Annotated in this window: 24 protein-coding genes and 1 tRNA gene; 15 read left to right on the forward strand and 10 right to left on the reverse strand. The window is 48.0% G+C overall.

Annotated features, from left to right (window positions below):
• Window positions 1-16: 16 nt before the first annotated feature.
• The 8 genes from CRO74_RS17855 to CRO74_RS17890 all read left to right on the forward strand — a co-directional run bounded on the left by CRO74_RS17855 (window position 17) and on the right by CRO74_RS17890 (window position 8,643).
• Window positions 17-1,924 carry an aldolase/citrate lyase/malate synthase family protein gene (locus tag CRO74_RS17855; protein ID WP_097127558.1) on the forward strand — a complete coding sequence of 636 codons (1,908 nt, stop codon included), beginning with the start codon at window positions 17-19 and terminating at the stop codon, window positions 1,922-1,924.
• Between the two features lie 57 nt (window positions 1,925-1,981).
• Complete coding sequence (locus CRO74_RS17860) at window positions 1,982-3,751, forward strand: L-lactate permease (RefSeq protein WP_097127559.1); 1,770 nt, start codon at window positions 1,982-1,984, stop codon at window positions 3,749-3,751.
• A gap of 373 nt (window positions 3,752-4,124) precedes the next feature.
• Entirely contained in the window at window positions 4,125-4,439 is a 315-nt protein-coding gene (locus tag CRO74_RS17865) for an ArsR/SmtB family transcription factor (RefSeq protein WP_097127561.1), read from the forward strand.
• A 2-nt stretch (window positions 4,440-4,441) separates the two neighbouring features.
• Window positions 4,442-4,930 carry an SRPBCC family protein gene (locus CRO74_RS17870; protein WP_097127562.1) on the forward strand — a complete coding sequence of 163 codons (489 nt, stop codon included), beginning with the start codon at window positions 4,442-4,444 and terminating at the stop codon, window positions 4,928-4,930.
• Between the two features lie 259 nt (window positions 4,931-5,189).
• A complete protein-coding gene (locus tag CRO74_RS17875; RefSeq protein ID WP_097127564.1) occupies window positions 5,190-6,248 on the forward strand; it encodes a hypothetical protein in 1,059 nt (352 codons plus the stop codon).
• A gap of 312 nt (window positions 6,249-6,560) precedes the next feature.
• Window positions 6,561-7,430, forward strand: a complete 870-nt coding sequence (locus tag CRO74_RS17880) for an ABC transporter ATP-binding protein (RefSeq protein WP_097127565.1) — start codon at window positions 6,561-6,563, stop codon at window positions 7,428-7,430.
• Between the two features lie 4 nt (window positions 7,431-7,434).
• Complete coding sequence (locus CRO74_RS17885; protein WP_097127567.1) at window positions 7,435-8,220, forward strand: hypothetical protein; 786 nt, start codon at window positions 7,435-7,437, stop codon at window positions 8,218-8,220.
• 15 nt (window positions 8,221-8,235) lie between these two features.
• Window positions 8,236-8,643 (forward strand): GntR family transcriptional regulator, encoded by a 408-nt coding sequence (locus CRO74_RS17890; protein WP_097127568.1) that lies wholly within the window; start codon window positions 8,236-8,238, stop codon window positions 8,641-8,643.
• Window positions 8,644-9,131: 488 nt separating this feature from the next.
• Here the strand turns inward: CRO74_RS17890 and CRO74_RS17895 are convergent, their stop codons facing one another.
• Entirely contained in the window at window positions 9,132-9,857 is a 726-nt protein-coding gene (locus CRO74_RS17895) for an NADPH-dependent F420 reductase (protein WP_097127570.1), read from the reverse strand.
• A gap of 252 nt (window positions 9,858-10,109) precedes the next feature.
• Between CRO74_RS17895 and CRO74_RS31650 the strand changes: the two genes are divergently transcribed.
• Complete coding sequence (locus CRO74_RS31650) at window positions 10,110-10,268, forward strand: hypothetical protein (RefSeq protein ID WP_179830235.1); 159 nt, start codon at window positions 10,110-10,112, stop codon at window positions 10,266-10,268.
• 526 nt (window positions 10,269-10,794) lie between these two features.
• Here CRO74_RS31650 and CRO74_RS17900 read toward each other — a convergent pair.
• From CRO74_RS17900 to CRO74_RS17910, 3 genes are all read right to left on the reverse strand, one after another.
• Entirely contained in the window at window positions 10,795-11,151 is a 357-nt protein-coding gene (locus CRO74_RS17900) for a hypothetical protein (RefSeq protein ID WP_097127572.1), read from the reverse strand.
• A 620-nt stretch (window positions 11,152-11,771) separates the two neighbouring features.
• Complete coding sequence (locus tag CRO74_RS17905) at window positions 11,772-11,933, reverse strand: DUF4113 domain-containing protein (RefSeq protein ID WP_097127573.1); 162 nt, start codon at window positions 11,931-11,933, stop codon at window positions 11,772-11,774.
• 635 nt (window positions 11,934-12,568) lie between these two features.
• A tRNA-Thr gene (locus CRO74_RS17910) sits at window positions 12,569-12,644 on the reverse strand.
• Between the two features lie 85 nt (window positions 12,645-12,729).
• On the opposite strand from CRO74_RS17910, the gene CRO74_RS17915 reads away from it, so the two are divergent.
• Together CRO74_RS17915 and CRO74_RS17920 are read left to right on the forward strand one after the other, a co-directional pair.
• Window positions 12,730-14,709 (forward strand): ABC-F family ATP-binding cassette domain-containing protein, encoded by a 1,980-nt coding sequence (locus CRO74_RS17915; RefSeq protein ID WP_097127575.1) that lies wholly within the window; start codon window positions 12,730-12,732, stop codon window positions 14,707-14,709.
• 156 nt (window positions 14,710-14,865) lie between these two features.
• Window positions 14,866-15,924, forward strand: a complete 1,059-nt coding sequence (locus CRO74_RS17920; protein WP_097127576.1) for a PA0069 family radical SAM protein — start codon at window positions 14,866-14,868, stop codon at window positions 15,922-15,924.
• 15 nt (window positions 15,925-15,939) lie between these two features.
• On the opposite strand, the gene CRO74_RS17925 is transcribed toward CRO74_RS17920, so the two are convergent.
• Complete coding sequence (locus CRO74_RS17925) at window positions 15,940-16,884, reverse strand: bestrophin family protein (RefSeq protein ID WP_097127578.1); 945 nt, start codon at window positions 16,882-16,884, stop codon at window positions 15,940-15,942.
• 186 nt (window positions 16,885-17,070) lie between these two features.
• On the opposite strand from CRO74_RS17925, the gene CRO74_RS17930 reads away from it, so the two are divergent.
• Complete coding sequence (locus tag CRO74_RS17930) at window positions 17,071-18,339, forward strand: type IX secretion system plug protein (RefSeq protein WP_449448532.1); 1,269 nt, start codon at window positions 17,071-17,073, stop codon at window positions 18,337-18,339.
• On the opposite strand, the gene ychF is transcribed toward CRO74_RS17930, so the two are convergent.
• Window positions 18,340-19,440: a redox-regulated ATPase YchF gene (gene ychF, locus CRO74_RS17935; protein ID WP_097127581.1), complete on the reverse strand. Its 1,101-nt coding sequence runs from the start codon at window positions 19,438-19,440 to the stop codon at window positions 18,340-18,342.
• Window positions 19,441-19,666: 226 nt separating this feature from the next.
• On the reverse strand, window positions 19,667-19,993 hold the full coding sequence (locus CRO74_RS17940) for a DUF3276 family protein (RefSeq protein ID WP_097127583.1): 327 nt from the start codon (window positions 19,991-19,993) through the stop codon (window positions 19,667-19,669).
• Window positions 19,994-20,265: 272 nt separating this feature from the next.
• On the opposite strand from CRO74_RS17940, the gene CRO74_RS17945 reads away from it, so the two are divergent.
• Both CRO74_RS17945 and CRO74_RS17950 read left to right on the forward strand, forming a co-directional pair.
• Complete coding sequence (locus tag CRO74_RS17945) at window positions 20,266-20,700, forward strand: septal ring lytic transglycosylase RlpA family protein (RefSeq protein ID WP_097127585.1); 435 nt, start codon at window positions 20,266-20,268, stop codon at window positions 20,698-20,700.
• A gap of 152 nt (window positions 20,701-20,852) precedes the next feature.
• Window positions 20,853-21,764 (forward strand): DUF58 domain-containing protein, encoded by a 912-nt coding sequence (locus CRO74_RS17950; protein WP_097127586.1) that lies wholly within the window; start codon window positions 20,853-20,855, stop codon window positions 21,762-21,764.
• Window positions 21,765-21,854: 90 nt separating this feature from the next.
• Here the strand turns inward: CRO74_RS17950 and CRO74_RS17955 are convergent, their stop codons facing one another.
• Window positions 21,855-23,342, reverse strand: coding sequence for a TlpA family protein disulfide reductase (locus tag CRO74_RS17955; protein WP_097127588.1), 1,488 nt, complete (start codon window positions 23,340-23,342; stop codon window positions 21,855-21,857).
• Between the two features lie 100 nt (window positions 23,343-23,442).
• On the opposite strand from CRO74_RS17955, the gene CRO74_RS17960 reads away from it, so the two are divergent.
• On the forward strand, window positions 23,443-24,261 hold the full coding sequence (locus tag CRO74_RS17960) for a YdcF family protein (protein ID WP_097127590.1): 819 nt from the start codon (window positions 23,443-23,445) through the stop codon (window positions 24,259-24,261).
• Between the two features lie 79 nt (window positions 24,262-24,340).
• Here CRO74_RS17960 and pfkA read toward each other — a convergent pair whose 3' ends face one another.
• Both pfkA and CRO74_RS17970 read right to left on the reverse strand, forming a co-directional pair.
• On the reverse strand, window positions 24,341-25,315 hold the full coding sequence (gene pfkA, locus CRO74_RS17965; protein WP_097127591.1) for a 6-phosphofructokinase: 975 nt from the start codon (window positions 25,313-25,315) through the stop codon (window positions 24,341-24,343).
• A 237-nt stretch (window positions 25,316-25,552) separates the two neighbouring features.
• A complete protein-coding gene (locus tag CRO74_RS17970; RefSeq protein ID WP_097127593.1) occupies window positions 25,553-26,299 on the reverse strand; it encodes a glycosyltransferase family 2 protein in 747 nt (248 codons plus the stop codon).
• Between the last annotated feature and the right edge of the window lie 73 nt (window positions 26,300-26,372).

Raw genomic sequence — 26,372 nt, forward strand, 5'->3', positions numbered from 1 at the left:
AAAGCGTATCTGCTTTATGTCCAGTCATCCGATTTCAATTCGTAACGACCTGCAAGTAATTTATCAGGACGTTTATACACCAGAGGCCCTGCAGGCTCTTGCAATCCTGACCCCCTTCAACCAGCGAATCAAAGCCCTGATGGATCAGCGCATGCAGCGTAGAAACTGGCGGCAGCAACAGCAACAGCGTATCACGTTCCTTGACCCGGATAGTACTATTCCCGGAACAGGCCTTCTGGTGCAGGACGCACGCGATGGTAAATTCGACGGGGCGGTGATTCTCGCCGATCTGCAACGTCAATGGATACAGGGAACCGGACCGGCTGCAAAACCTAATGCACCTCTTGAAAACAGCATTCGAAACGTAGCGTATGCGCTGCTGTCCGGTGCCGATGGCTGGATGTTCGATGGCGAAGATGCGCTGGGCCAGGTTGGCACCATGTCGCTCGATAACCAGCGAAATCTAAAGCTGGCTATTCATAAAGATCCACGCTTTTTAACTGTAGCCGAACAGGTAGCTATCGAGATGAACCGCTGGGCAGAGTCGTTCCTTGGCCACCCAACCATTACTGACTGGGCAGAACAGCTTAATTTCACTACGAAGATATTCCGGGCAAGAGGCCTTCATCTTGACGACCGGCATATCCGCGATGCTAAAGGCATAGCCATGGCCGCTTCAATCGTCGACCTGACGCTTTATGTAGTGAATAACTACCAGGCCCTGCAAAAAGCCGGTTCCTCTATTGTGCTGTATCTGCCCAAAATTCAGACTGCGGAGGAGGCTGCCCTATGGAATGAATTGTTGAGTAGTCTGGAAAAACATCTTGACTTGAGCGTGGGCACAATCAAGGTTTATGTGCTGGTCGAACAACTGGAAGCTACTTACCAATTAATGGAAATTCGAGCTGCTTTGGGCAGGCACTTTGTGGGGTACAACACCGGCCGTTGGGATTACATTAATAGTGTTGCCGATGCGCTGGCCTGGGATAAGACCTTTATTAACCCAAATATCGAAGCGATCACGATGACGTACGGCTACATGCGAAACTACGAAGATCGTGTTCGACGGGCGGTTAACACACCCGATCAGAACGGCAATTTTGCTTTATGGCAGGGTGGCATGGAGCCTAATATTCCGGTGGGTTCAGAAGCCGGCGTAGCGGCAAGCATGACCAAAGCGATTGCCGGGGCTCAGCGGGAGCAACAGGCGGGAGCAAGCGGAAAATGGGTGGCGCACTGGAAAATGGTGCATATTGTCAGACCTGTGTGGGAGAACGCTGGCGAAGCGAATCAGTTGGGGCGTTTGTTTCCGCAGCTTACCTACACACAAGCGGATGCCGCTGGCTTAACACAGCTCGAACCGGCTCCAACCGACATTCGGGGCGCTCGTAATTTGCTTAGCGTGGCGCTTCAATATGGAAATGCATTTGGACAGGGAATGCAGGCAGCCGCGTTAAAACCGGCAGACTTCTTTGGCAATGAAGACATACTGTATCTGATGGAAGATATGGCCACTGGCGAGATCAGGCTCAGTATTCTTTGGGAATGGCTGCATAAAGGGGCCTTACTGACAGAGGCTGATGAAGAAACGGGTACCCGGGCAGGCGACACATTTTCGGAAGCCCTATTAAACAGAATACTGGATCAAGAGTACGAAAAACTCCTGAATGCCGATAACAAAGACGTATTCGATCTGTCGAAAACGACTACGTTGCCCATTGCTAAAGAAATAGCCACAGCATATATTCTTAGTCAGGAAAAAATCCCTTGGTTTATCGACCTGCTCAATATCAATCTCAACAATATGGATCTGGATGTGGCAAAACAACGGATCCGTATGTATGTGGATACATTTACCAACGAACGTAAACGCATCACCGAAAATCTTGATTTTCGAACAAGCGTTACCGAAGAAGTTCTGTAAGCCTTCAGGGACAGGTCGAAATAATTTTCAGGGTACACATTTTATGTAGTAAACTCTATGAAATGGACACAGGTTATTGATCCTCTTAACAATATTTTGTTATCTGTCCTAATTGCAGCAATGCCTATCATCTTCATTTTCTGGGCATTGATCATAAGAAAAATGAAAGGTTACCTGGCTAGTTTGATCGCGATCCTCATTGCCTCACTTATCGCCATTATTATCTATGGAATGCCGATAAAACTGGCATTGCTCTCAATAGGTCATGGAGCTTTGTACGGCCTTTTTCCTATTTGTTGGCTGGTAATCATGTCTGTTTTCCTTTTTAATCTAACCGTTAAAAGTGGTCAGTTTGAAATTATTAAGCACTTCATGGCGTCTATCACATCCGACAGGCGTTTGCAGGCTTTGTTGATCGCCTTTTCGTTTGGTTCTTTCCTGGAAGGTACAGCAGGTTTTGGGGCTCCTGTTGCTATTACCGCAGCCATGTTAGTGGGTTTGGGTTTTAATCCGCTATACGCATCCGGCATCTGCCTGATTGCTAATACAGCTCCGGTGGCGTTTGGCTCCATAGGTATTCCCATTACGGTGGCCTCGCAGGTGTCCGGTATTCCGGAGTTGCCTATATCGCAAATGGTTGGCCGGACCCTTCCCATTTTATCCGTTATACTTCCATTTTATCTGGTAAGTATTATAGCCGGATTTAGGAAAGCCAGGGAAATATGGCCCGCTGTGCTGGTATCGGGTATTTCGTTTGCTCTCCTTCAGTGGTTTTCGTCTAATTACTTAGGGCCTTCCCTCCCGGATGTCATTGCGGGTTTAGGGTCAATTATCTGTCTAATGGTCTTCCTTAGATTCTGGAAGCCCAGGACGGTCTGGCGCTTCAGCAACGAACCAGCGCCTACTTTTAACCCCGATATTACGTATACCGGCGGTCAAATGCTACGGGCCTGGTCGCCGTTTATTGTGTTAACGATTATGGTCATTGCCTGGGGTATGAAACCTATAAAGGAGGTCCTCAATACAATTGGATTGTTTCAGTTTGAAGTGCCCGGACTTCACAATGCCATTCTGGATAAAGAGGGAGTTTTAATTCCTAAGTTGTTCAAGGTTAACTATTTATCGGCTGCTGGCACGGCTATACTTATCGCGAACCTTATTGTAATTCCGTTGATTGGCTTAACCTATCGGGAGGGAGCCCGCATTTTCATCGCCACACTTAACCAGTTGAAATTTCCAATTCTGACGATTGCTGCCGTGTTAGGCTTTGCCTATATTGTTAATGATTCGGGTATTACACTCACGTTGGCGGCTGTACTGGCAAACACTGGATTCCTATTCCCGTTTTTTGCGCCTGTACTGGGCTGGCTGGGCGTATTCATTACCGGCTCCGACACATCGGCCAACGCTCTGTTCAGTAAACTTCAATATGCGACGGCTCAGTCTATCGGTGTTGATCCGGTGATTACAGTTGCCGCTAATGTATCGGGGGGCGTTGTGGGTAAAATGATCTCGCCCCAGTCTATCGCCGTGGCCGCTGCTGCTGGTAATTTAGTTGGGCAGGAGTCGCAGTTGTTCCGGTTTACGGTGAAGCACAGTTTTATCATGCTGCTTGTTATCTGCTTTATTACACTGATACAGGCGTATGCGGTAAAAGGAATAGTTCCGGTATATGAGATGCTCAACAGTACCAAAACTATTGCCACACCTGATATATCAGGTGGTTATATGTACCTTTTGGGACTGGCTTTTTTGTTGATCACCCTGACTTCTACAATTTCGTTAAAAGCGAATAAGAAAACCCATACTCCTGACCTGGCAAACTGACGTAAAGGAATTGTCTTACACTAAATTCGCTTTATTGGCGGGTATCGTTGAGCGTTAAGGACCTTGTAGGCTTTAAGTCTGCTCAGTAGCATTGGACAATTGCTGAAATTCCGTATGCGACTGATTGATTTTGACAGATAGTAGAAAGTGGGTGTCTCACAAAAATGCTCATTCGTGAGACGAAGAGACGTTCGTGTATCTGCTTCACTATTTGGCGTTTAGTGAGGCAATCGGCGAATCAGTAGCCATTTTATGATGCCCCCCCAAGCCGACAATTCCAACTGATTTTCTCTCAATCTGAAAAAGTTGCGAAACCGAATGATTGCACGTACATTTGCAACCATTCGGTTTCGCAAAGTAAAATTCAATCAATATGAGACGAGATATTTTTCAGGCAATAGCCGACCCCACAAGGCGGGCAATCATCACCCTGATTGCCTTGCAGGCAATGACACCCAACGCCATTGCGGAGAACTTCAACACGACCCGACAATCGGTTTCAAAACATCTTCGCATACTCACGGAATGTGAACTGGTGAAACAGGAACAACAAGGCAGGGAGATATACTACTCACTGGAAGTTGAAAAAATAAAAGAGGTTGATCAGTGGGTAAACCAATTCAGGAAAATTTGGGAGACTCGTTTTAATCAACTTGACGACGTATTATCTACCCTCAAAAAAGGCTAAAAATGATCGATTTCACCGTTGACAAAACAACAAAAACAGTAACCTTCTCTCGAGAATTTGATGCCGACCTTTCGTTGGTATGGGATGCTTACACAAAGCAGGAAATTCTTGATCAATGGTGGGCACCCAAACCTTGGACCTCAAAAACAAAATTTATGGATTTTGAAGTGGGCGGTCGACGGTTTTATGCGATGGTAAGCCCTGAAGGAGACGAGCATTGGTCCATTCAAAAATACACGTCCATTAGTCCCAAAACCAATTTTAAATTGTTTAATGCTTTTGCCGACAAAGATGAAAACCCAGAATTGCCCGGTTCTGAGTGGGATTTAAATTTCAGCGAGCAAAACGGCAAAACAACTGTACATATCAGTATTTATAATGAATCGCTTGTCCGGTTAGAAAAGATGATTGAAATGGGCTTCAAGGAAGGAACGGCGATGACACTGAAAAACCTGGAAGAGTTATTGGCAACTTTATCGCAACAAAAGTAGAGGCATAGTGCCGTTAACATGGGCTTGGAGAAGTGGGACCGTAGGCTATGGATAGAGCCGCGATGGCCGGTCCCTCGACGGCACGGTCCGCCATCGAGGGACTGTGCCGTCGAGGGACCACTGGACAGATAGTAAAAAATCACTGTCTTATAAAAAGGCTCCCACTTGAGACTAACGAGTTTATCGACCTGCCTTTATGCTGCCGTTGGAGTGAGAAGATTCGAGAAAGAGGACACTCATGCCCCCAACAGTCACTAGTTTGTTAAAACTTCTTAACGGCTTACAACCGCCCGACCCCTATCCGCGTCTGAGTAGTAAAACCGCTGGCATGAACCAACTCCTTACCCTTTATCTTCTTCTGAATGCCCTTCGCTTCGGTGCATTCAACCCGGCTAGTCTGCCTGGCCTGGCCGATCAAAACGATTATATAACCTATCATCAAACCATTGCCAGGGCTCAACAGCTTATTGCCCACAAGCACTATCAGGAGGCATTCGCGTTGTACAAACAGATGTTTGATCATTACGAGTTCGTCTTTTCAAGGGACTACAAAGTGGCCACGCAGTTGGCCCTACAAGTGGGCCAAAAACAGCAGGCGTTTACCTATCTTAAACACGCAATCGCTACGGGTTGGACCCTGAGCGACATCAAGAAAAATGCCTTGGTCACTACGCTCCAAGGCGATCCGCAGTGGCGTGTGGTTGAACAACAGTACGACTCGCTCAGAGCGTTTTACCAAAACGGAGGAAATCAGGATGTTCGGGTCCGGGTCGAGAAAATGTTTAAGAAGGATCAGCGAAAGGCCCTGTTGGCGCTGTTTCGCATTGGGGCTACCCAAGAGCGGTACGCTGAAAAACGGTTTGCGCCCCACAGTGAGCAGCAGATGGCTCAACTACTCCCAATTATCGATCAATACGGGTACCCCGGTGAGCGACTCATTCACAATGGCTACTGGGCTGCGGTCATGCTGAGTCATCACAACTCGATTAGTAAAGCCTATGCCTTACAAGATACGGTGTATCCCCATGTGAGACCCAAGCTCATGAAGGCCTTAAAATCCGGTCAACTGTCGCCCTACGAATTTGCGATGATTGATGACTGGTATATGGCCGTCAAGACTAACGGTAAAGAGACGCACTTCGGCTACTTAAGCAGTTCCTTGACTGCTCAGGCGAAGACCATAGTCGATCAACGCCGGGAAGCCATCGGCCTGAGTAGTGTAGTAACAATCAGTTTGTTGACGGATCTGCAAAAACAGACAGGCTTCAACTGTTACTTTCCCTCCAACCTGGTCAAGAAAGTAGCGACCGCTGAGTAGGCTGGGTAATGTTATGGCGACAGCAAGGGTAGTAGACTTGAGGACATTTTAGGTTCCGTTCGCTCATCCTCTGCGGAATAGGCTTTCTCAGATAACGCTCCAACTTGAGACAGAGCAATCTTCATATATCTGCTCCATAAATAGGGCGTTTCGTGACACTGGAAAAACACGATTCAAAGTAACTATTAGTAATTATCCGAATCGCTTTGCTACGAGCGCCTCTGACCAAAAATGTTCCTGAGGAAACCAGTAGATAAAAAGCATCAATGACTCTGTAGTGTTGTAGCTATCTACAACACTACACTGCCTGGTATGATTACTTTTGACCAAGTTTGCTTTCGATACAAACAACGCAAGCCAATCTTCGAAAAGCTGAGCCTTTCCCTTACCCCTGGACACATCTACGGCCTACTTGGTAAGAACGGTGAGGGTAAATCGACATTGCTTCGAATTACGGCGGGTCTGCTCTTCCCCAACAAGGGCCAAATCAACGTATGGGAATTTACGCCGGCCAAAAGAGAAGCCGAATTTTTGCAGCAAATATTTTACCTGCCTGAAGAGCCTTATCTACCATCAGGTACCATAAAGAACTATGCAAAAACATACGGGGTGCTATATCCTAACTTCAAACTAGAACAGTTTGAAGAAGCAATGGCCCAGTTTGGTATTGTCGGTGAAGGGCAATTAGATAGCCTGTCATATGGGCAACGAAAAAAAGCCGCGATTGCCTTTGCTCTAGCCTGTAACACCAGCGTTCTACTGTTGGACGAACCGACCAACGGATTAGATATTCCATCCAAGATACAGTTTAGGAAGTTGATCCTTTCCGCTTTCGACGAAGACCGCGTCATTATCATTGCTACCCATCAGGTACGTGATCTGGAAAACTTGATCGACAGCGTAATCATAGTGAACCAGAACAAGCTAGCACTTCAAGCAAGCACCGATGACATAGAACAACTGCTCTCATTTCACACCTGCAGCGAACTAACGCCTGATGCCGAAGCACTATATGCACAAACGGTCCCAAGCGGCTATAAAGTGGTGACCAGAAATGTAGGGGGTTTGGATAGTCAGTTGGATCTTGAATACCTTTTCAATGCTGTCATTGAAAACCCAATCCGCATCCAACAGATCTTCGATCAATTACCGGCTGAAGGTGATCACCTCAAATCGAACTAACATCATGAATCAATCCTTTAGCTTTAAACGGATTAGTATCCTAATTGGCCTGGACTTTTCCCAAAAATGGAAACAGTATGTGTGGGTAGGTTCGCTGCTGATCGGCTGTGTACTGCTGACGCAACTGCCCCCCTTGTTTTATGAGGCCTACAATAACATCTGGCAGCTAATCCAGTACGCAGCTATTCCCCTAGTTCTTTTGTTTGGCAGTAGCTTTTACACCAGTACAGCATTGAGCGACTACACAGGCGGTCAGAAAGGGATATTTGCCTTGATGATTCCGGCTTCCACAGGGGAGAAAACCCTGTGCTCGCTCTTGGTTAATCTGGTATTTGTGATTCCGTTTCTGCTCTCTTTTTGGCTACTTCACTACCAGACTACCCTCATGGCTAACGAAAGAATATCGGTTGGTGTGAACCGATACAGCGCTGTGTCCAGGGAGGTAGCCATTTATGCTTCTTACTGTTACTTCTTAATTCATAGTGCTGTTTTTGTCGGGTCAATCTACTTCGCTAAACTAGCCTACGTCAAAACACTAACCTATCTGCTGGTGGGTGCACTGGCGATTAGTATCTTGAATACAGCGTATGCTAAATTTCTGGCCGATTATCCACTCATGCTAGGAGCTATCCCCTTTGCTGGCTGGTCCGTGGTGCGTGATAGTAGCTTGACCGTGTACCGGGTATCTGCCGCCGATTTGACTTATCCCTGGCCTTATATATTACCCCTTGTCGTGGTACTAGGGTTCTTCGTAGTAAGTTACAAGCGCTTACAAGAAAAGCAGATCTAATTAATTTGACACTTAGTGGACTTTAAAGACCGACAATCAATATACTGGCAAATAGCCGAGCGTATCTGCGAAGACATTCTACAGGGAAAGTGGAATGAAGGCGAACGGATCCCCTCGGTTCGTGATCTTGCCATTTCCCTGCAAGTAAATCCTCACACGATTCTAAGGAGCTACGAATACCTTCAAAACAAGCATATTATTATTAACAAACGTGGTTTAGGCTATTCAGTAGCCCCCTTGGGTAAAGAACAAATTATGGCGAATCGCAAAGATCGCTTCATTGAAAGCGATTTGCCTTCGTTCTTCTTCACCCTGGACTTATTGAACATGAGCATAGAGGAAGTGCTGATACACTATGAGGTACATAGACGTAAAACGAGTACAATCGAAACCAATTTTCACCCTAATGAAAACAAGCAATAAATCACTGATAGCTTTGTTGATTGGGCTCTTGCTCGCTATTCTAGCCAATAACTTATTCGTCAAAGCACAATACCGAAAAATGATAGAATCCCAAACTTCAGGAAAGGCTAAAATAACTCATTAACCGCCGGCTTATCTACATTTTAGCTTGCTTTACTTAATCGTATGCTCCTAACCGTAGCCTCGGTAATTGTTAATAGTGCTTATCTCTTTAAACGCTTGGTCAAATGAACGCTTGTCATTGCTTTGGGAAATAAGCTAACCTACTTTCAACGTCAGCAATCCTTCATTAAAACGTCCGATTGCGACCGGCATGGTCCAAGATGTAAATTGAGTGTGACACTGGTTTTCAATCCTTTTCTCATTGACGCATCCCAAAAATCAGGTCATACAAAAGCCGCACCAGCCGCAACTGAGCACAACTTTCATCAAAAAGTTGGTGTACTCCTATAAGCACCTACTGTTAAGAGGAGCGGGTTGATCATTGGTTATTTCAGTTTGATGCCCTGAGCTTCCATTTGCTTTTCCAGCGCAGCGTGATTGGCTAAGAACTGTGCGTGTTGCTCCTCCGTGCGCTTTGTACCCAGACTGTCTAACTGCTGCCGTAGCTCCTGGGCAGACATATCAGCTGCGTAGCACGGTGTGCCGGGTTGTTGCCGCCACGATTCATGCAAGCTGCCGTCATCCACCGCATCAAAGCCCAGTTCCTCTACCAGAGCCATTACTTTTTGCTTGGCAGCGGGGTCATCACCGGCCACCGGCAGCCCGATACGGCCGGGTGAGCCCACGGGTTGTCCCAATTTTTCCAGGTGGTCGGCCAGGATATTGTTGAATACCTTTACCACTGGCCGACCCAGGTGCTGCTGCACCCATTCGCTTTCGGTCAACTCACCCTGTTCTAATTCGGCGATGTGTCCATCCCGCAACAGAGGGTAGTAGTTGCTGGTGTCAATGACGGGCACCTCAGCGGGTACGCCATCGAACAAGTCTTCAGGCAGATCAGGAATATTTTTCAGCGGAATGGTCACCACGATGATTTCGCCGTAGTGAACCGCTTCATGGGGCGTACCGGGAGTAGCGCCGGTCTTTTGGGCCACCTCACCCAGGGTTTCAGGGCCACGCGAGTTGGCAATAACCACTGAGTGGCCGAGGCTGGTGAGCCGAACGGCCAGGGCACTGCCGATGAAGCCGGCCCCTATGATTCCTATTTTCATTGTTGGTATCAGTAACGAGTGATGAGTCTATACTTCGTGTAGCTCCGGATTTTAACCTTGGAGTAAGCAAATTGTTTGTCAGTACCTGATCGGGAGGTAGCGTCGAGCCTGGACTTGCCACGAAACACGGGACGCGGTCCCCGCCGACGTGGAACGGGACAAATCGCTAAGGACATGTTGACATTGCCCATCTATCTTCGGCTTATCAGAAAGCGAGCCCCTACTTAATGAATTCTCAGCTACCTCTTCGTAATGCTTTCCAGTGGGGCTCCGCGTGTCGCGGTAGCTTACGTATCCATTTGCGAGAGCCGCAGCACCTATGCCTATCACAGGGGTATGTGCCGGGGGCTGGCCCGGTGTACGCATGGGGTTAGTCAGGTGTCGGTGGCGCAGGCTCGAAGTGCAGGCTAGGTGCCCTGTAAGATCTGCTATTAGGTCCGGCGGTGCGGGGCACATAAAAGCCCCGATAGTCGGACTACCGGGGCTTCACAAGCTTGATGACTATTAAACGTTGATTCTAGCCCCTTTATTGTGCAGCCTGAAACGGGATAGGTTCTATTTAGCACTTTATCTTCACCAAGCTAACTGCCCGGTTTCTTATCGGCTCCATCAGTTGACGGGCTTTCTTCATATGCAAGAAAGAAAGGAAACCATATATCATCAACCCAACGGCTGATGAGTTACGGGCATGGCTGGCAGCAAATCAGATTCGGATTTTGAATGTGGCCGGTAGTCGGGGAAGCAATCTGTCAGTGAAACAGCTTAACGAGTACCGAACGGTATTGCTTGTTGCGTTGAGTGATGATGATTAGCTAATTGTCAGCGTAATGAGTACCGTATGATTCGTGAAATTTAGTCCAACAATAAAAAAGGTCTTCTGTATTTACTTTTAGAGCAAATACAGAAGACCTCATTCTAGTAGCTATATTCAATAAACCTATTTGCCAAGCGATGGATCAGAGCCCTTCCCTTCCTTCGCAATTACTGCCGCTGCTGTGATTCCAGGAGTTCCCGTTTTGTGACCACCACAACAACCTTTCATTCCGCCTGTCGTTTCATAACCCTGTGCACCTGCCATCCAACTTCCGGATAAGTTAACGGCGTAGACTAAGTCCGGAATATCTTTGAACGTCCATATAACAAGTCCTTCGACTTGAAACCATCTTCCACTGTGTACGAAAGGAGTGGAAGACCAAGTACCATCTGCCTTGAATGTTTGATTAAATGAGCCAGTAATACTACCATCACACCCCCAATCGGTGGTGATTGCCCAAGTTCCGACGACGCTTGCCATAGTGATTATTGTTTAAGGTTTAGTTTATGAATTTTTAATTGATTAATTAGTTGATAATCAGGCATTATTAAAGTGAGGATTAATTAATACCGCTGGGGCAGGCTATTGCGCAATACATTCACCACGCATATAGTATACGTGATCTCAATAAAGTGGCTTACGTGAAAATATTAGTTTCTAGTGACCGTTTAGAAAGCAGGAAATTTTGCCGGTCTGGTACCTGTGGAAAGGCTCATTTTGATGCTTTTCACAGTCAAAAATGCATTTGAGAATAAACTCGTTTTGAAGAATTATCTTTAGCAGATATTATAGCGGGTATTTCATGCCATTTGGCAAGAACGGTAAAATGGCCCCTTTGGTAGCTGGTATAGGTCGCATAACTATCTAAAAATCAGACTATTATTGTTTCCGGCTGGCAGATATTCCTACAGTGTGCCAGCGACCTGGCAGCTTTTCAAGCTGATAAATGGTGTGTAAAATTACTTAGTTAACAGGTCGGTAGCAATGGGAAAATCACCCTTTTAGGGGTCAACCATTCTGGTGCGAAAACGGCCGAATATCCTATAGAACCAGTAAGATTCGTCAAAACACTCTTCATCCGTACTTGGAAAGAATGCCTGTTATTTCACCTCCAAAATATCCTTCCATTTCGTCGTGTAGCAGGGCGACAGGTGTTCGCGTTTATGATGCCAGGTCGGATTGTAACCCGCTCCGGCTAATCTCACCTTGTCGCGGCCGTGTCGGTAGTTGAGCTTATCCATGACTTTCGAGAGTTCAGCCATCCGCTGGTCGGGGCTATACGTGCTGTAGAGTAAGGCGTGCCCAATCCGAATATCTTAGGCCATTCGAACAGGTAAAAAGAAATGCATCCCGTACGCGATCCATTGATCTTGAAACGGGTATTGCTTTCAATTGATCTAGTTCAGTCTCTTCGAAAAAGACACGGCCTCCTTCTAAAAAGCGAGGTGTAATCCGGGCCTGTCGTGGGTCTAATTCAAATGAGTGTTTGCAATAATTAAAAAAAGCCCGCAAATGCTTACAAACATTAAAAACGGAGTTCGGATGTAGGTCTAACTCTGTCCAGCAGAATGCCAGCAAATCTTCGTGAACTGCCTGCGAGTATACATCAGCAAAAAGAGGCTGGCCCTTAGCTTCATACTCACGAAGTCTGTACAGAGTAGTTCGATATGTTCGAACCGTGTTATCACTTTGCCGCCTGATCGGTAATAGTTCGCATGGTCATTAACTGGTTTGGTCAATGGCAATGTACGAACTTAAATAATGCAGGGGACGAATGAGGGGACGAATAAACCTTATTAAACCGTATATCAATCAATAAGGCTGAATAAAGAAAAAAAGGCTAGCCCGTTGATTTTGAGTATTTAAACTCTAAAACGGATTAGCCTAAATGTGTTCTTGGAGCCTCCTATAGGACTTGAACCTACGACCCCTTCATTACGAATGAAGTGCTCTACCAACTGAGCTAAGGAGGCTTTTAGTCGCTTTTGCGAGTGCAAATATAACAGAGTGGAATTTAAGAACGCAAGTATCCGTTCTATTTTTGGTAAATTTGCACCCATGATTTCCATTACGAACCTATCGTACTACCTCGGTAGCCGGGCACTTTATGATAATGCCTCGCTCCATATAAAGCCAAACCAGAAAATCGGCCTCATTGGTCTTAATGGTACCGGCAAGTCTACCCTGCTCCGTATTATCAATGGCGAGTATCAGCCTGATGGGGGAACCATCTCCAAAGCAGGCGATGTAACGATTGGCTTCCTGAACCAGGATTTGCTGTCGTACCAGACCGACGACTCTATCCTGTCGGTGGCTATGCAGGCGTTTGCGCGGCAGAATGAGTTGCAGATAAAGATTGACGAGCTGCTCCATCAAATGGATGTCAATTATACCGATGATCTGGTCGATAAGCTCGGAAAAGCACAGGAAGAGTTCGATGCGCTCGACGGCTATACCATTCAATCCAGAGCCGAAGAAATTCTGGAAGGACTGGGCTTCTCGACCGACGATCTGCACCGGCCTCTGCGACTCTTTTCCGGAGGGTGGCGCATGCGGGTTATGCTTGCCAAGCTGCTGCTCGAAAAACCGTCGCTGCTCATGCTTGATGAGCCAACTAACCACCTTGACTTACCCTCCATTCAGTGGGTTGAGAAATATGTTCAGAATTACGAAGGCTCGGTTATCGTGGTATCCCACGACCGCGAATTCATCGACAATGTGGTCGACACCATCGTGGAAGTATCGGGTGCGAAACTGAATTATTATGCTGGTGACTACTCCTATTACATGGAAGAGAAAGCCCTGCGGAATGAAATTCAGAAAGGCGCTTTTGAGAACCAGCAGGCCAAAATCCGGCAGACGGAACGATTCATCGAACGCTTTAAAGCCAAAGCCTCGAAGGCTAAACAGGCTCAGAGCCGGGTTAAACAACTCGAACGGATGGAGCTTGTCGACGATGTCATCGACAGCAATGCGCGGGTGAACTTCAAGTTCAACTTCTCGCAGCAGCCCGGTCGGCACATTCTGCATCTGGATGATATTTCGAAAGCCTACGGCGAGAAACGCATTCTAACGCATTCTACCGCCCGGCTCGAACGGGGTGACAAAGTTGCTCTGATTGGTGCCAACGGACGTGGTAAGTCAACACTGTTACGAATTATTTCGGGCTCTGAACCCATTGATGGCGAGCGGATACTTGGCTATAATGTTTCGTTTAGCTTCTACGCCCAGCACCAGCTTGAGTCGTTGCGGGTGGAGGATTCGATGCTGGAGGAGTTGAAACAGGCAAACCCAACGAAATCGGATGGTGAACTCCGGGGCGTACTGGGCTGCTTCCTGTTCTCGGGCGATGATGTCTTCAAGAAAATTAAAGTACTTTCCGGGGGGGAGAAATCGCGTGTAGCACTGGCAAAAGTGCTGCTTTCACAGGCGAACTTCCTGCTGCTCGACGAACCGACCAACCACCTGGACATGCAGTCGGTGAATATTCTGATTCAGGCTCTGCAACAGTATGAAGGTACCTACGTGGTAGTTTCCCACGACCGGTACTTCGTATCGCAGATTGCCAACAAGATCTGGTATATCGAAGACGAACAGATCAAAGAGTATCCGGGCACCTACGACGAATACGAGTGGTGGCAGGAAGAGCGAAGAGCGCAGGGACTTGGCCCGTCGAAGCAACCCGTCGATAATTCCAAGATGCAGCCCGCCACGACTCAGGTACCTGCTAGCAATGGACATTCGAATGGAAAGGCCCCCAATGGCCGGGCGTCGGACGATGAGCGCAAAGAGTGGCAGAAGACACTGAAGAACCTGACCCGTCAGGCGGAGGAGTCAGAAACCAAAATTGCCCAACTGGAAGAGCGTAAAAAACGCCTTGAAATCGAACTCGCCGACCCCGCAACTTATGGCGAAGACAAGCTGATGCAGGCCAAAAATGACGAATACCGCCATGTGATGGCCCAGATCAATAAGCTTCAGGACGAGTGGGAAACCGCTATGCTCGAAGCGGAAGAGTGGGAGAAAAAACTAGCCTAAAGTTAGTAAGTTAATAAGCGGCTTCGCCCAGGTCAGTGAGTCGGTAAGTAGTTGCATACGTCAGCCACTTACGAACCTACTGACCTGAGCGAAGCCATTTATTGATTTAGTGAAAATCGTACATGTAAAATATATTTATGTTTTATTTGTACGATTATGGGCGACTACAAAAAGGGGCGGGGAGCACAGTTTAATTCAGTCAATTCATTTTCGGCACATCAGTATGAGCCTGACGAAGAAGGTGAGTTGTTTGACGAAGATTTTCCGAAACCAACGGTAAAAACGCAATTCTTCGAAGAGACGCCAAAGCAGATCATCAGTCGGCCCACTAGCCCGGATATTGGTTTTTCGGCTTCCATAAATCCCTATCAGGGGTGTGAGCACGGTTGCATCTATTGCTACGCCCGACCTACGCACGAGTACTGGGGCTTCTCGGCCGGGCTTGACTTCGAGAGCAAGATCATGGTGAAGAAAAACGCGCCCTCCCTGCTCGAAAAGCAGTTTCAGTCGCGGTCCTACAAACCGGGCATAATCCATTTTTCCGGAAATACTGATTGCTACCAACCCGCCGAACGTACATACAGGCTCACCCGGCAGATGCTGGCGTTGTGCCTTCAGTACCGAAATCCGGTGTCGATCATCACTAAGAATGCATTGATCCTCCGCGATCTGGATATTCTAAAGCCACTTGCTGAACGTAACCTGGTGAGTGTCGCCATCTCGATTACCACCGGCAACGAATCCCTTCGGTTGTTGATGGAGCCGCGTACGGTTACGGCTACGCAGCGGTTTAAAACGATGGGTGCGCTGCACCGGGCGGGCGTTCCCGTGGGGATTATGACGGCCCCGATAATTCCCAGCCTGAACGATCACGAAATTCCGAAACTCATTGAGCAGGCTGCCAATCAGGGTGCGTGCTGGGCGGCTTATACGGTTGTCCGGCTAAACGGTGCGGTGGCCCCCCTGTTCACCGATTGGCTTCGGCAGACCTTTCCTGAGCGGGCCGACCGCGTTCTCAACCAAATTGCCGATTGTCATGGGGGCCAGCTGAACGATTCCCGGTTCAAAACCCGCATGTCGGGCGAGGGTAAGTACGCCCAGCAGATTGCTCAACTGCACCGGATTGCCTGCCAGAAATACCTCGCCGATCGTCGGCCTGTCGAGTTGACGACGACTCTGTTCAGGCCCGCCGGGCAACTTGGCTTATTTGAGTGAGTTGTTTATAATCGCCTATTTCTCATACGAAAAACCCTTTGGTATCTCGCTGAGTTGGTCGGTTTGCGCCAGCATTTCGGTATGGTCGAACGACTGGGTCACAGTTTTGTGGATGCCCTTACAGATGGTGTCGAGCGGCAGGTCATTGTCATCGGTACCGAATGGGTTTTCGATTTCTTCGGCAATAACTTCAAGGCTGGCCAGCACATAAAAAACGAATACGACCAGCGGCACAACCAGGTAATGCAGATTGGAGACGTACCCCAGCGGCAGGGAAATGCAGTAAATGAAAATGAATTTCTTGATAAACGAACTGTAGGAAAAGGGAATGGGGGTGTTTTTTATCCGCTCACAGGCTCCGCAAATGTCCATCAGCGACTGAATTTCCGGGTTGAGCAGGAGCAGGTGTTCGGGTAGCAAAATACCCCGGCGCTGTAATTCATTTAATCGGCCAAAAATAGCCAGCGCGATCTGCTGGGGAACATGCTCACTCAACCGAAGGTTGTGCACGCCGAACCAAGCACTTTCTGCAAATTCATGTTCGACGCCCTGTTGGCGTAAATGGTTTTTGAGGGCAAACGCGAAGTTGGGAATCATAGCCCTGAAAAACTGGCGGGGCTCGCTCTGGGCCGGTTCCAGCAGCTGATCCAGCTTCAGGGCCATATTTCGACTGTTGTTGACCAGAGCGCCCCAAAGTTTACGGCCTTCCCACCAGCGGTCATAAGCGGTGTTTGTCCGGAAAACCAGTAACATCGAAATAACGAAACTCAGCAAGGTGTGCATGAGCGAAAAATTCTTCAGATGCGGGTTATCACTCAAATCGGCCATCTCAATCAGATGAACGATAATAAACGAGTAGAGACCAATAATTACCAGCGCCGGTAACAGCTTACGCACCGTGTCGGCCCGGTTGAAGGTGATAATAAACCGAAACCAGTCTTTAGGGTTATAGTTGACCATATAGAAGTTTACCTGAGTAGACAATAATCGTAAAGATATCAACCGCTGAAACCGGCGAATGTTGATAGCACTGTATAATCAGGGAAGAGTCTATCGTTCATTAACAAATAGACTGACGACTGGCTATTTACCAATCGCCGATTAAAACCACTGTAAATGATTGCTTCCCTAAGGCTTCCTGCCGTTATGTTACTTTGGGTGTTTGCTTTTCCCATAGCTGCCCAGCAACTTCAGACCATCGACCGTATTTATGATCCTAAAATAGCTTCTGTTTTGCTATTTCCGCAAGTCGGCACTAACCTGATCGACCCGGCACTAACGCTGAATCCGCCCGTTATCTCGCTGGATGAACAGGTAGTGCTCCAACTGGAGTTCGACGATCTGACGGCCGATTACCGGTCTTTTCGGGCTCGTCTGGTGCATTGCAACGCCGACTGGCAACGCTCCATCCTGAACGACATCGAGTTTACGTACGAATACAACGACAACCCCATCACAGAATACCAGAACTCAATTAATACCAAAATCCCGTATTACCACTACCGATTTACCCTCCCACGGGTGAAACTGCCGGGTAATTACGTGCTGGTCGTTTATGACGAACGCAACCGGAACAACATTCTTTTTACGCGCCGGTTCAGTACCTATCAGAACCGGGTAACGGTGGCCGCCGATGTGCGCTTCTCGTCAAATCCGTCCCGTCAGTTTAGCGATCAGCAAATTGATATGAGCGTTAACTACAGAGGCTATCAGGTAATTTCGCCCCAGGATGATTTTAAAGTTGTTATCCGTCAGAATTACCGCGACGACCGCGAGATTCGGGGGCTGCGGCCCACCAATGTGCAGGCGTTTGACCAGACCCTGGAATACCGACTCGTTGATTTGAGTAATATCATGCCGGGCGGGAATGAATTCCGGTTTTTCGACACGCGGACGGTGTTATCCCGTGCCAATTACATCGACCGCATCGACCGCCCCGCCGACCGAAACATTGCGTACGTACAAACTGACCAGCCGCGCAGCCGGGGCGTTTACATTCAAAGCGACGACTTTAACGGCCAGTTTGTTATCGACCACCGCGAAACGGGCAACGGAGCCACCAATGCCGATTATATCGAAACGATTTTTACCCTCAAAACCGCCGAGATACCGGGGGTTTCTATGTACGTAAATGGCGCGTTTAACTTCTGGCAACTCACAGACCGCAACCGTATGGAGTTCGATCCAACACTAGGTGCCTACCGGGCTACTATTCTGCTGAAGCAAGGCGTCTACAACTACGATTACATTGTTGCCACAACCGGCCCACAACCAAAAGTGGATGAGAACTTCATCGAAGGAAGTTTCTCATCCACTGAAAATGACTACGAAATATTCATCTACCACCGGCCACCCGCTTCCCGCGCCGACCAACTGATCGCCTATAGACGGGTAGGGGTGAATAAACGGAAGTAGTTAGGCGCTGTGCAGGAATTCCATGATGTCGCCGTCCTGTACAACGTATTCTTTACCTTCTACGGCTAATTTACCGGCTTCACGGACGCCCGCTTCGGTTTTAAACTGCGTAAAGTCGGGGAGTTTCATGACCTGTGCCCGAATGAACTTGCGTTCGAAATCGGAGTGGATTACCCCGGCGGCCTGTGGCGCCTTCCAACCGCGGTGGATGGTCCAGGCACGAACCTCTTTAACACCCGCCGTAAAGTAGGTGATCAGCCCCAGCAGTCGATACGATGCCTTAATAAGCTGGCTCAAACCGGATTCGGTCAGACCATATTCGCCCAGGAACATCTCGCGTTCTTCGAGGTCTTCCATTTCGGCGATCTGCGATTCAATACCGGCACTGATAATGATTACTTCAGCCCCTTCATCTTTCACCGCTTCCCTGAGTTTATCAGAATAGGCGTTTCCGTTTGGAAGGGATCCTTCGTCGACGTTAGCCACGTAAATAACGGGCTTCACGGTAAGCAGGGCAATGTCGCCAATAGCAGCTTCCTGCTCTTCGGGCGACACCTGAACGGTACGGGCGCTCTTCCCCGCTTCGAGGGTTGATTTATATACTTTCAGAATGGCTAACTCCGCTTTCGCTTTCGCATCGCCAACCTGAGCCGCCTTTGCAATTTTCTGGATTTTCTTATCAACAGCTTCTAAATCCTTTAGCTGTAACTCAGCGTCGATGATCTCCTTGTCCGATATTGGATCGACCTTGCCTTCAACGTGAACGATGTTATCATCTTCGAAGCATCGGATTACGTGAACGATGGCATCCACTTCACGAATATTGGCCAGGAATTTATTGCCCAGCCCAGCCCCCTGACTAGCGCCTTTCACCAAACCGGCAATGTCGACAAACTCGATAATGGTAGGCACTACCCGCTGGGGTTTCACCAGACTTTCGAGGGTGTCCAGCCGTTCGTCGGGTACGGTTACTACGCCCACGTTGGGCTCTATTGTGCAGAACGGATAGTTGGCCGCTTCGGCCTTTCCGCTCGATATTGCGTTAAACAGCGTCGATTTGCCAACATTCGGCAAACCCACGATTCCACATTGAAGTCCCATAAATAGTTTTGAATGAGTGAACGAGCGAATGAGTAAATAGCTGCTAATAGGTTATTCACTCATTCGCTCATTCAACATTCGCTCATTGATTTTTGCAAAAATACAACCGCAACGGCGGACCACAAAAAAAGCCTTCAACCTGACAGGCTGAAGGCTACCTATTTATGTAAGGGATCATCCCTTAGATGCTCGTGTAAAGTTTATTCATCCGAAGGTATAATTCTGTTTATTCCCATTTTAACTCACTAGCGAAGTCATCCTGTTCGTCCCGTTCGCGCTGTACAAACTGCGAGAAGTCTACTTCGGGCATGAGTTCGGTTTTTATATGACTGACGGTTTCCTGCAACGCTTCGACAAATTTGTCGAAGTCTTCTTTGTAGAGAAACATTTTGTGCTTTTCATACACAAATCCCTCGCCTTGCGGGTGTCGGCGACTTTCGGTGATGGTCAGGTAGTAATCGTTTGTACGGGTCGACTTAACGTCAAAAAAATAGGTTCGCTTACCCGCCCGAACTCGCTTTGAGTAAATTTTTTCTCGGTCTCTATCGTCCACAGTTAAGAAGTTTAGTCTTTTCTCAAACGCTAAAGTACATTCTATCAGGATAGAACAAAAACAATACAGTCAAATATATTTTGGGGCCAATTTACCTCAAAAATAACCGGGGATGTAGAGCTTCTTCTACACTTTTTTGGCTAATAGCTTGGTTATAAAGGATGTGTATCCTATCTTTGTTTTCAAGGAATTGCACTTTTTTGGGGCGGTTGGTATGTGAGAGTTGCACAAACATACCCCCCGCCTATTTTTTTCACGTAACTAGGAGCTGTATGAGTTTGATCATGTCCATTATGTTGTTCTTTAGCAACATAAACCCGGCGGAGGCTCTTCCGAGCCTCATACAGAAAGGCAAAGCGTCTTTTTATTCCAAGAAGTTCAATGGTCGCAGGACCGCCTACGGGGAGCGCGTGAGCGCAGAATCACTCGAAGGTGCCCACCGTAACTTACCCTTAAACACGTTGGTTGAAGTCACAAATCTGGATAACCAACGCTCTGTAATTGTACGAATCAATGATCGGGGCCCGTTTGCAAAAGGTCGTGTCATTGATTTAACCCTGGCAGCTGCTCATGCTCTTGGCATGGTTTCGAAGGGAATTGCTAATGTATCGCTTCGGGTTGTTGGTAAAGGATATGCCGTAGCGATGACGCCCTCACCCTTTACAACCCCAATTGAGTTTCAGCCCCTGCTGGAGCCTGTAATGTAAGCAGGTAACAACTGTTTTTGCGAACCGTTCGATATTTCCCCTTGCAATTCCTGCTGGAGATGTCGAACGGTTCGCTTTTTGCATTAAATTCAAAGAGCGAAAGAATAGATTTTTTTTGCGCCAGCTCTTCACTCTTTCGCTCTTTAGAGTTCATGAAACAACCCCTTAATCTTAGTCAGGTACGTTCGTTTGGAAACGTCGAATTTCTGGCCCGTCAACTGGTCGAAGGATTTATTACAGGGCTGCATAAATCGCCCTTCCATGGGTTCTCGGTCGAGTTTGCAGAACACCGGCTATACAATACCGGCGAAACAACCCGACACATCGACTGGAAGGTGTTTGGCAAGACAGAAAAATTATTTGTCAAACGCTATGAAGAAGAAACAAACCTCCGTTGCCACCTGCTGATCGATACCTCGTCGTCGATGTATTACCCGGAAGCGAACTATGGCAAGATGACCTTTAGCGTTATGGCCGCTGCCTGTCTGGCGTATATGCTGCAACGCCAGAAAGACGCCGTTAGCCTGACAACCTTTGCCGATCAGATCGACCTGCAAACGCCTACAAAATCGACACCGTCGCACGTTCATAAGTTGTTTACTCAACTGGACCTGCTCATGCAACAGCCTAAACCACTACGAAAAACATCGGCGGCTGATGTTATTCATCTGGTGGCGGAAAAGATCAATAAACGGTCGCTGGTGGTGATTTTTAGCGATATGTTCGATAACAGCGAAAAGGCCGATGCGCTGTTTTCAGCCTTGCAGCACCTACGCCATAATTTACACGAAGTTTTGCTGTTTCACGTAACGGACAAAAAGACGGAAGAGGATTTTGCGTTCGATGAGCGCCCCTATGAATTTATCGATCTGGAAACCGGCGAGAAGGTGAAACTTCAACCTGGTCAGGTACGAGAGACCTATCAGCAGGCAGTAAAAACGTATTTTCAGGAATTGAAGATGCGTTGCGGTCAATACAAAATCGACTTCATTGAAGCTGACATTGCCCAAGGCTTTGACCAGATTCTACAGGCTTACCTGGTGAAACGGACGAAGATGAGATAGGCTTTTTTAGTAATAGGAGCGAGGAGTTGCTGACGCGAGAATACTGCTTGCGTCAGCAACTCCTCACTCCTCGCTCCTCACTCCTAATACTTACTTCTTCACACTTGCTTTCGCGGGAGCGGGATTGGGTTTATTGGCTACCTGCGTAGCCTGTTGCCGTTTGTTGAACAGGATAAAATCTTCGATTTGCTCGGTAGGGAGTTTGCGGCCAATGATTTTCTTGTTCTTGTCAAGTATGTAGACGGTAGGTGTCGTCCAGACATCGTACTGCCGCCGGAAGTCGGTGCGGTACGTGTAGTCGTATCCGTTTATAGCATTGCCGAGCTTGAATTCCTTAACAAACTTCTTCCATTCTTCGGGGCTTTGGTCGATGGCGATGGCTACAACTTCAATGCCTTTCCCTTTGTAGTCGTCCACCAGTTTTTTCAATTTCGGCGCACTCTCCCGGCAGTGACCGCAGGTTGGCGAATAGAAAAAGACAACTGTGTAATCTGATTTCAGATTCTGGAAGGCAATGGGCCGACGCAAGGTATCACTAATAACGGGAGCGATGAATGGTTTGCCCACCAGATTAGGCTTCATGGTAGCCACCCTTTCGCCAATGCTTTTCAGGGTCGATGAATCGGAGACCGTCATAACGCCCGTTTTGTAATACTTTTCGAACATGTGTACAAACAGCCCGTCCGTCCCCATCACTTTAGGCTGCTCATACTGGCTCGTGATGTAGTAAATTGTGTAGTATTTAACCTCGGTGCTTTTGCCCGCGATTGCCTTATTAACGACCAGATCGGCTTCTTTAATAAGGGAATCCGGCACCTGAACGGTTAGTTCTTTGATATACCGTTCCACTTTCTGCTGCAACAGGGGAGACCGCACAAAACGCTCGTCGGAGAAGTCGAAATCATCCCAGAAGTGCGCCTTGAAGTAATTGAAAACCCAAACAGAATCCGGACGTCCATTGGCGGCTTTGGGCGCGGGGGGGACGTCGGGCTCGGCCGATGCTTTGAACAGCTTGGCGGCAAACGAAGCTGAGTTTTCTTTCAGGAACTGGCTGCGGTAGTCGGTGGCCTGTTTTTGCAAATCGCTCAGTTGCTTGTTCACCATGGCTGCTGAAACGGCATCGTTACGCATCTTTTTCTGGATGCTCAGCGCCTGCGCTTCGTCCGACAATTTGCTAAGCTGTTGCTGGTAGGCGTAGAACAGCTCGTTTTCTTTGGAGCCCGATATCTTCATGTTGGCGATGATATTGGTGGTATCGGTCTCGAACGAAAACTGCTGATCGTCCGTAACCAGCAGTTGCAGATACCCTTTTCGGGGCATAACGACAATAAACAAGCCTTCGGGAAGTTTCTTCGTACCTTCAAAAACCATGTTTCCGGCACCGTCTACACGGGCGGTATCTTTGGGTATATATTGCGTAGAACCAAAGAAATGAGCCAGTACGCAGGTTGTATCTTTTAGCCCTTTAACATGACCTATAATTTTGAAACCAGTGTCAAGTGGTTTAGTCGTTGACTGAGCCCAGATGACGGGGAGTAAGCACAAGCTAAACAGCGTAGTTAAAAGGAGTTTTTTCATACAGGGTGGTATGTATCTTCGCAGCAGAATAGGATCAAATTTACGGTATTTTACTGGTACGTTCGTTCTATCAAAACGCTTGCCACGTCATAAATAGTCTATGTTTTATTTCTTTTCCAAAACCGCTACCTACCTGCTAACGCCCGCCGGGTGGCTCGTGACAGCGTTAATTTTCGCCTTTTTCGTCAAACGGGCGCGATTGCGTCGTCAGTTCATCGGGCTTGCGTTGGGCATTTTCTGGCTGTTCGGAAATTCATTTCTTGTCAATGAACTCGCCTTGTGGTGGGAGTATCCGATCAAGTCCGACATAGCAGCGCCTAAAGACTCCGTAAAACGGGTAGCCATTGTCCTGACGGGAGGTATCATAAACGGAGATCGTGAAGCGCCGGGCACGCCATTGAATCGAACGCATCTGGCCCGGTTTCTCTTAGGACGTGAAGCCGACCGGATAGGGCAGGCGTTGTATTTGTATAAGACGGGGGCCGTTCAGAAGGTGTTAATTAGTGGCGGACTGGGTAGCTGGCCCTTTCAACCGATTAGCCTGAACGACGAAGGGCATTTGGCCGGGGAGTTGCTGATAATTGCCGGCGTACGACCGGAGGATATTGTACTGGAAGGTAAATCTCGAAATACGCATGAAAACGCACAGTTTTCGGCACCTATTCTTCGGAAGCGGTTTGACAAGACTCATTACGAGTACGTCCTGATCACATCGGCCTGGCATATGAAACGGGCCATCGCCTGCTTTCAGAAAGAAGGGATTCAAACAACTCCGTTTCCGAGTAACTTTTTGGGAAACCGGCGGTTATTTGGCCCCTCCGAATGGCTTCTTCCTGACGAAGAAGCTTTTTTTGAATCGTATTACCTGATTCGTGAATTTGTTGGCTACGTTACTTACAAACTTGTTGGTTATGCGTAGTTTTTTGAGAAGATTACAGGATTAACAGGTGTTTCCTAAATGCCTGAATTTTCTCAATCCTGTAATCTTTTCAAAAAAACTATACGGATAAAATCTTTACCATTCGTAGCAAGTCTTCGCTGATGGGCTTAGGCAGGCGGATGGTGTCGCGGAACGGGGTGTAGACCAACTCATTATTTATAATTCCCGCCATTACGTTCTGCTCGCCATTCATTAAGCCTTCCAGGGCACCCAGGCCCAGGCGGCTGGCCAGAATCCGGTCGTAAGCCGTTGGGACACCCCCACGCTGAATGTGCCCCAGCGTTGTTACCCGCATATCGATGTTGGATTGCACCTGAAGACGAATTTTTTCGGCGATCTCAGCCGCATTTCCCGCTTCTTCACCTTCGGCAATAACAACGATGGAGGATGATTTCTGACGGCTCCAGCCCGATTTCAGGGTTTCGACAACTTCCGAAATTGGCGTGAGTACCTCGGGTACCATGACCATTTCGGCACCCCCGGCAATACCCGACTGAATAGCGATGTACCCGGAGTCGCGGCCCATTACTTCAATGAAGAAAATACGGTCGTGGGAGTCGGCCGTATCGCGAATTTTATCAATGGCTTCCAGAGCCGTGTTCACGGCCGTATCGAAGCCAATCGTGTGGTCAGTTCCGTATAGGTCGTTATCGATCGTGCCGGGTGCGCCAACGGTTGGAATACCGTACTCATCGAAGAAAAGCGTAGCACCGGTAAATGTACCGTTACCGCCAATGGCAACAAGTCCTTCAATATCGAATTTCTGGAGTTGTTCGTAGGCTTTCGCACGCCCTTCCGGCGTCATAAACTCTTTGCTGCGGGCCGATTTCAGGATGGTGCCTCCACGCTGTACGATGTTGCTCACCGAGTGGGAAGACATCTGAAAGATATCGCCATTTATCATTCCGCTGTACCCCCGGCGGATACCGAACACTTCAATACCGTGATAGACCGCCCCCCGTACTACAGCCCGGATACAGGCGTTCATACCCGGTGCGTCGCCACCCGAGGTAAAAACAGCTACTCGTTTCATAGGTTAAATCAATTTTTTAGGAGAATTTCACAAAAAGGCTACGCGGGTGACAGAATAAATCCTGCAAATTTATCCGCATTTACCAATCAAAAGGCATATAACTGGGAATTATCCCATTGTTTTCACACAAATTTCACAAAAAGGACAGATTGATAGTTAAAAGAAGCTCATTTGTTAATGTAGCCGGTCTTATCCTATAGACCTTATCCGCATTATCCTTTAACTAAACAGGCCCTATCAGACACTTTTTTTGAACTGACTGGCCCGCCATATAATCCGGCCGTGGTTGATTACCGTCTGTACCCATCCGAAATAGGTCACGAGCACTTTGAAACGGTCGATGAGCGACCGGCGGTGCTGCTGTACCGATAAGCCACCCACCAGATACCGGCACAAAATAAAGGGCACGAGTTGAATTCCGGAGGCTGCTTTCAGGCATCGAATCTCCCAATCCAGATCGGCACTAAGGTTATCTATGGGGTAGGCGGGAGCAATAGCCCGTCGGGCCACGAACGCCTGGTGGCATACTTTCATGCCGAGGGCCATATCGCGCCAGGTGAGGGTGTGGGGTAAGGTGTGCGGGGTAATCTGGCTTCGTAGACCCACCGGGCTGCCGTCATCCTGAACGAACAGGGCATCACTGTAATAAACATCTGCCTGCGTGGCTTTAATGGCTTCGAGCAATTTGGGCAATGTTTCCGAATCATACAGCTCATCCCCGGCATTCATAAACCACACATACTCTCCCGTGGCTCGTTGCTGCCCTTTGTTCATGGCATCGTAAAGGCCACCGTCGGGTTCGGAGACCCAGGTAGTAATGTGGTTTTCGTAACGCTTGATAATGTCCAGCGTACCATCTTTTGAGGCACCATCAATCACAATGTACTCAAAATCCGTAGCCTGCTGCGCCACGATACTTTCAATCGTGCGCTCCAGAAACCGCTCGGCATTGTAGGTGATGGTGATGATGGAGAGGGTTGGCATTGGTGAGAAGTTAGGAGCGAGGAGTGAGGAGCGAGGAGTGAGGAGTTGCTGACGCGAGAATACTGCTTGCGTC

The organism is Spirosoma fluviale, from assembly GCF_900230225.1.
In the GTDB taxonomy this organism is placed as follows: Bacteria; Bacteroidota; Bacteroidia; order Cytophagales; family Spirosomataceae; genus Spirosoma; species Spirosoma fluviale.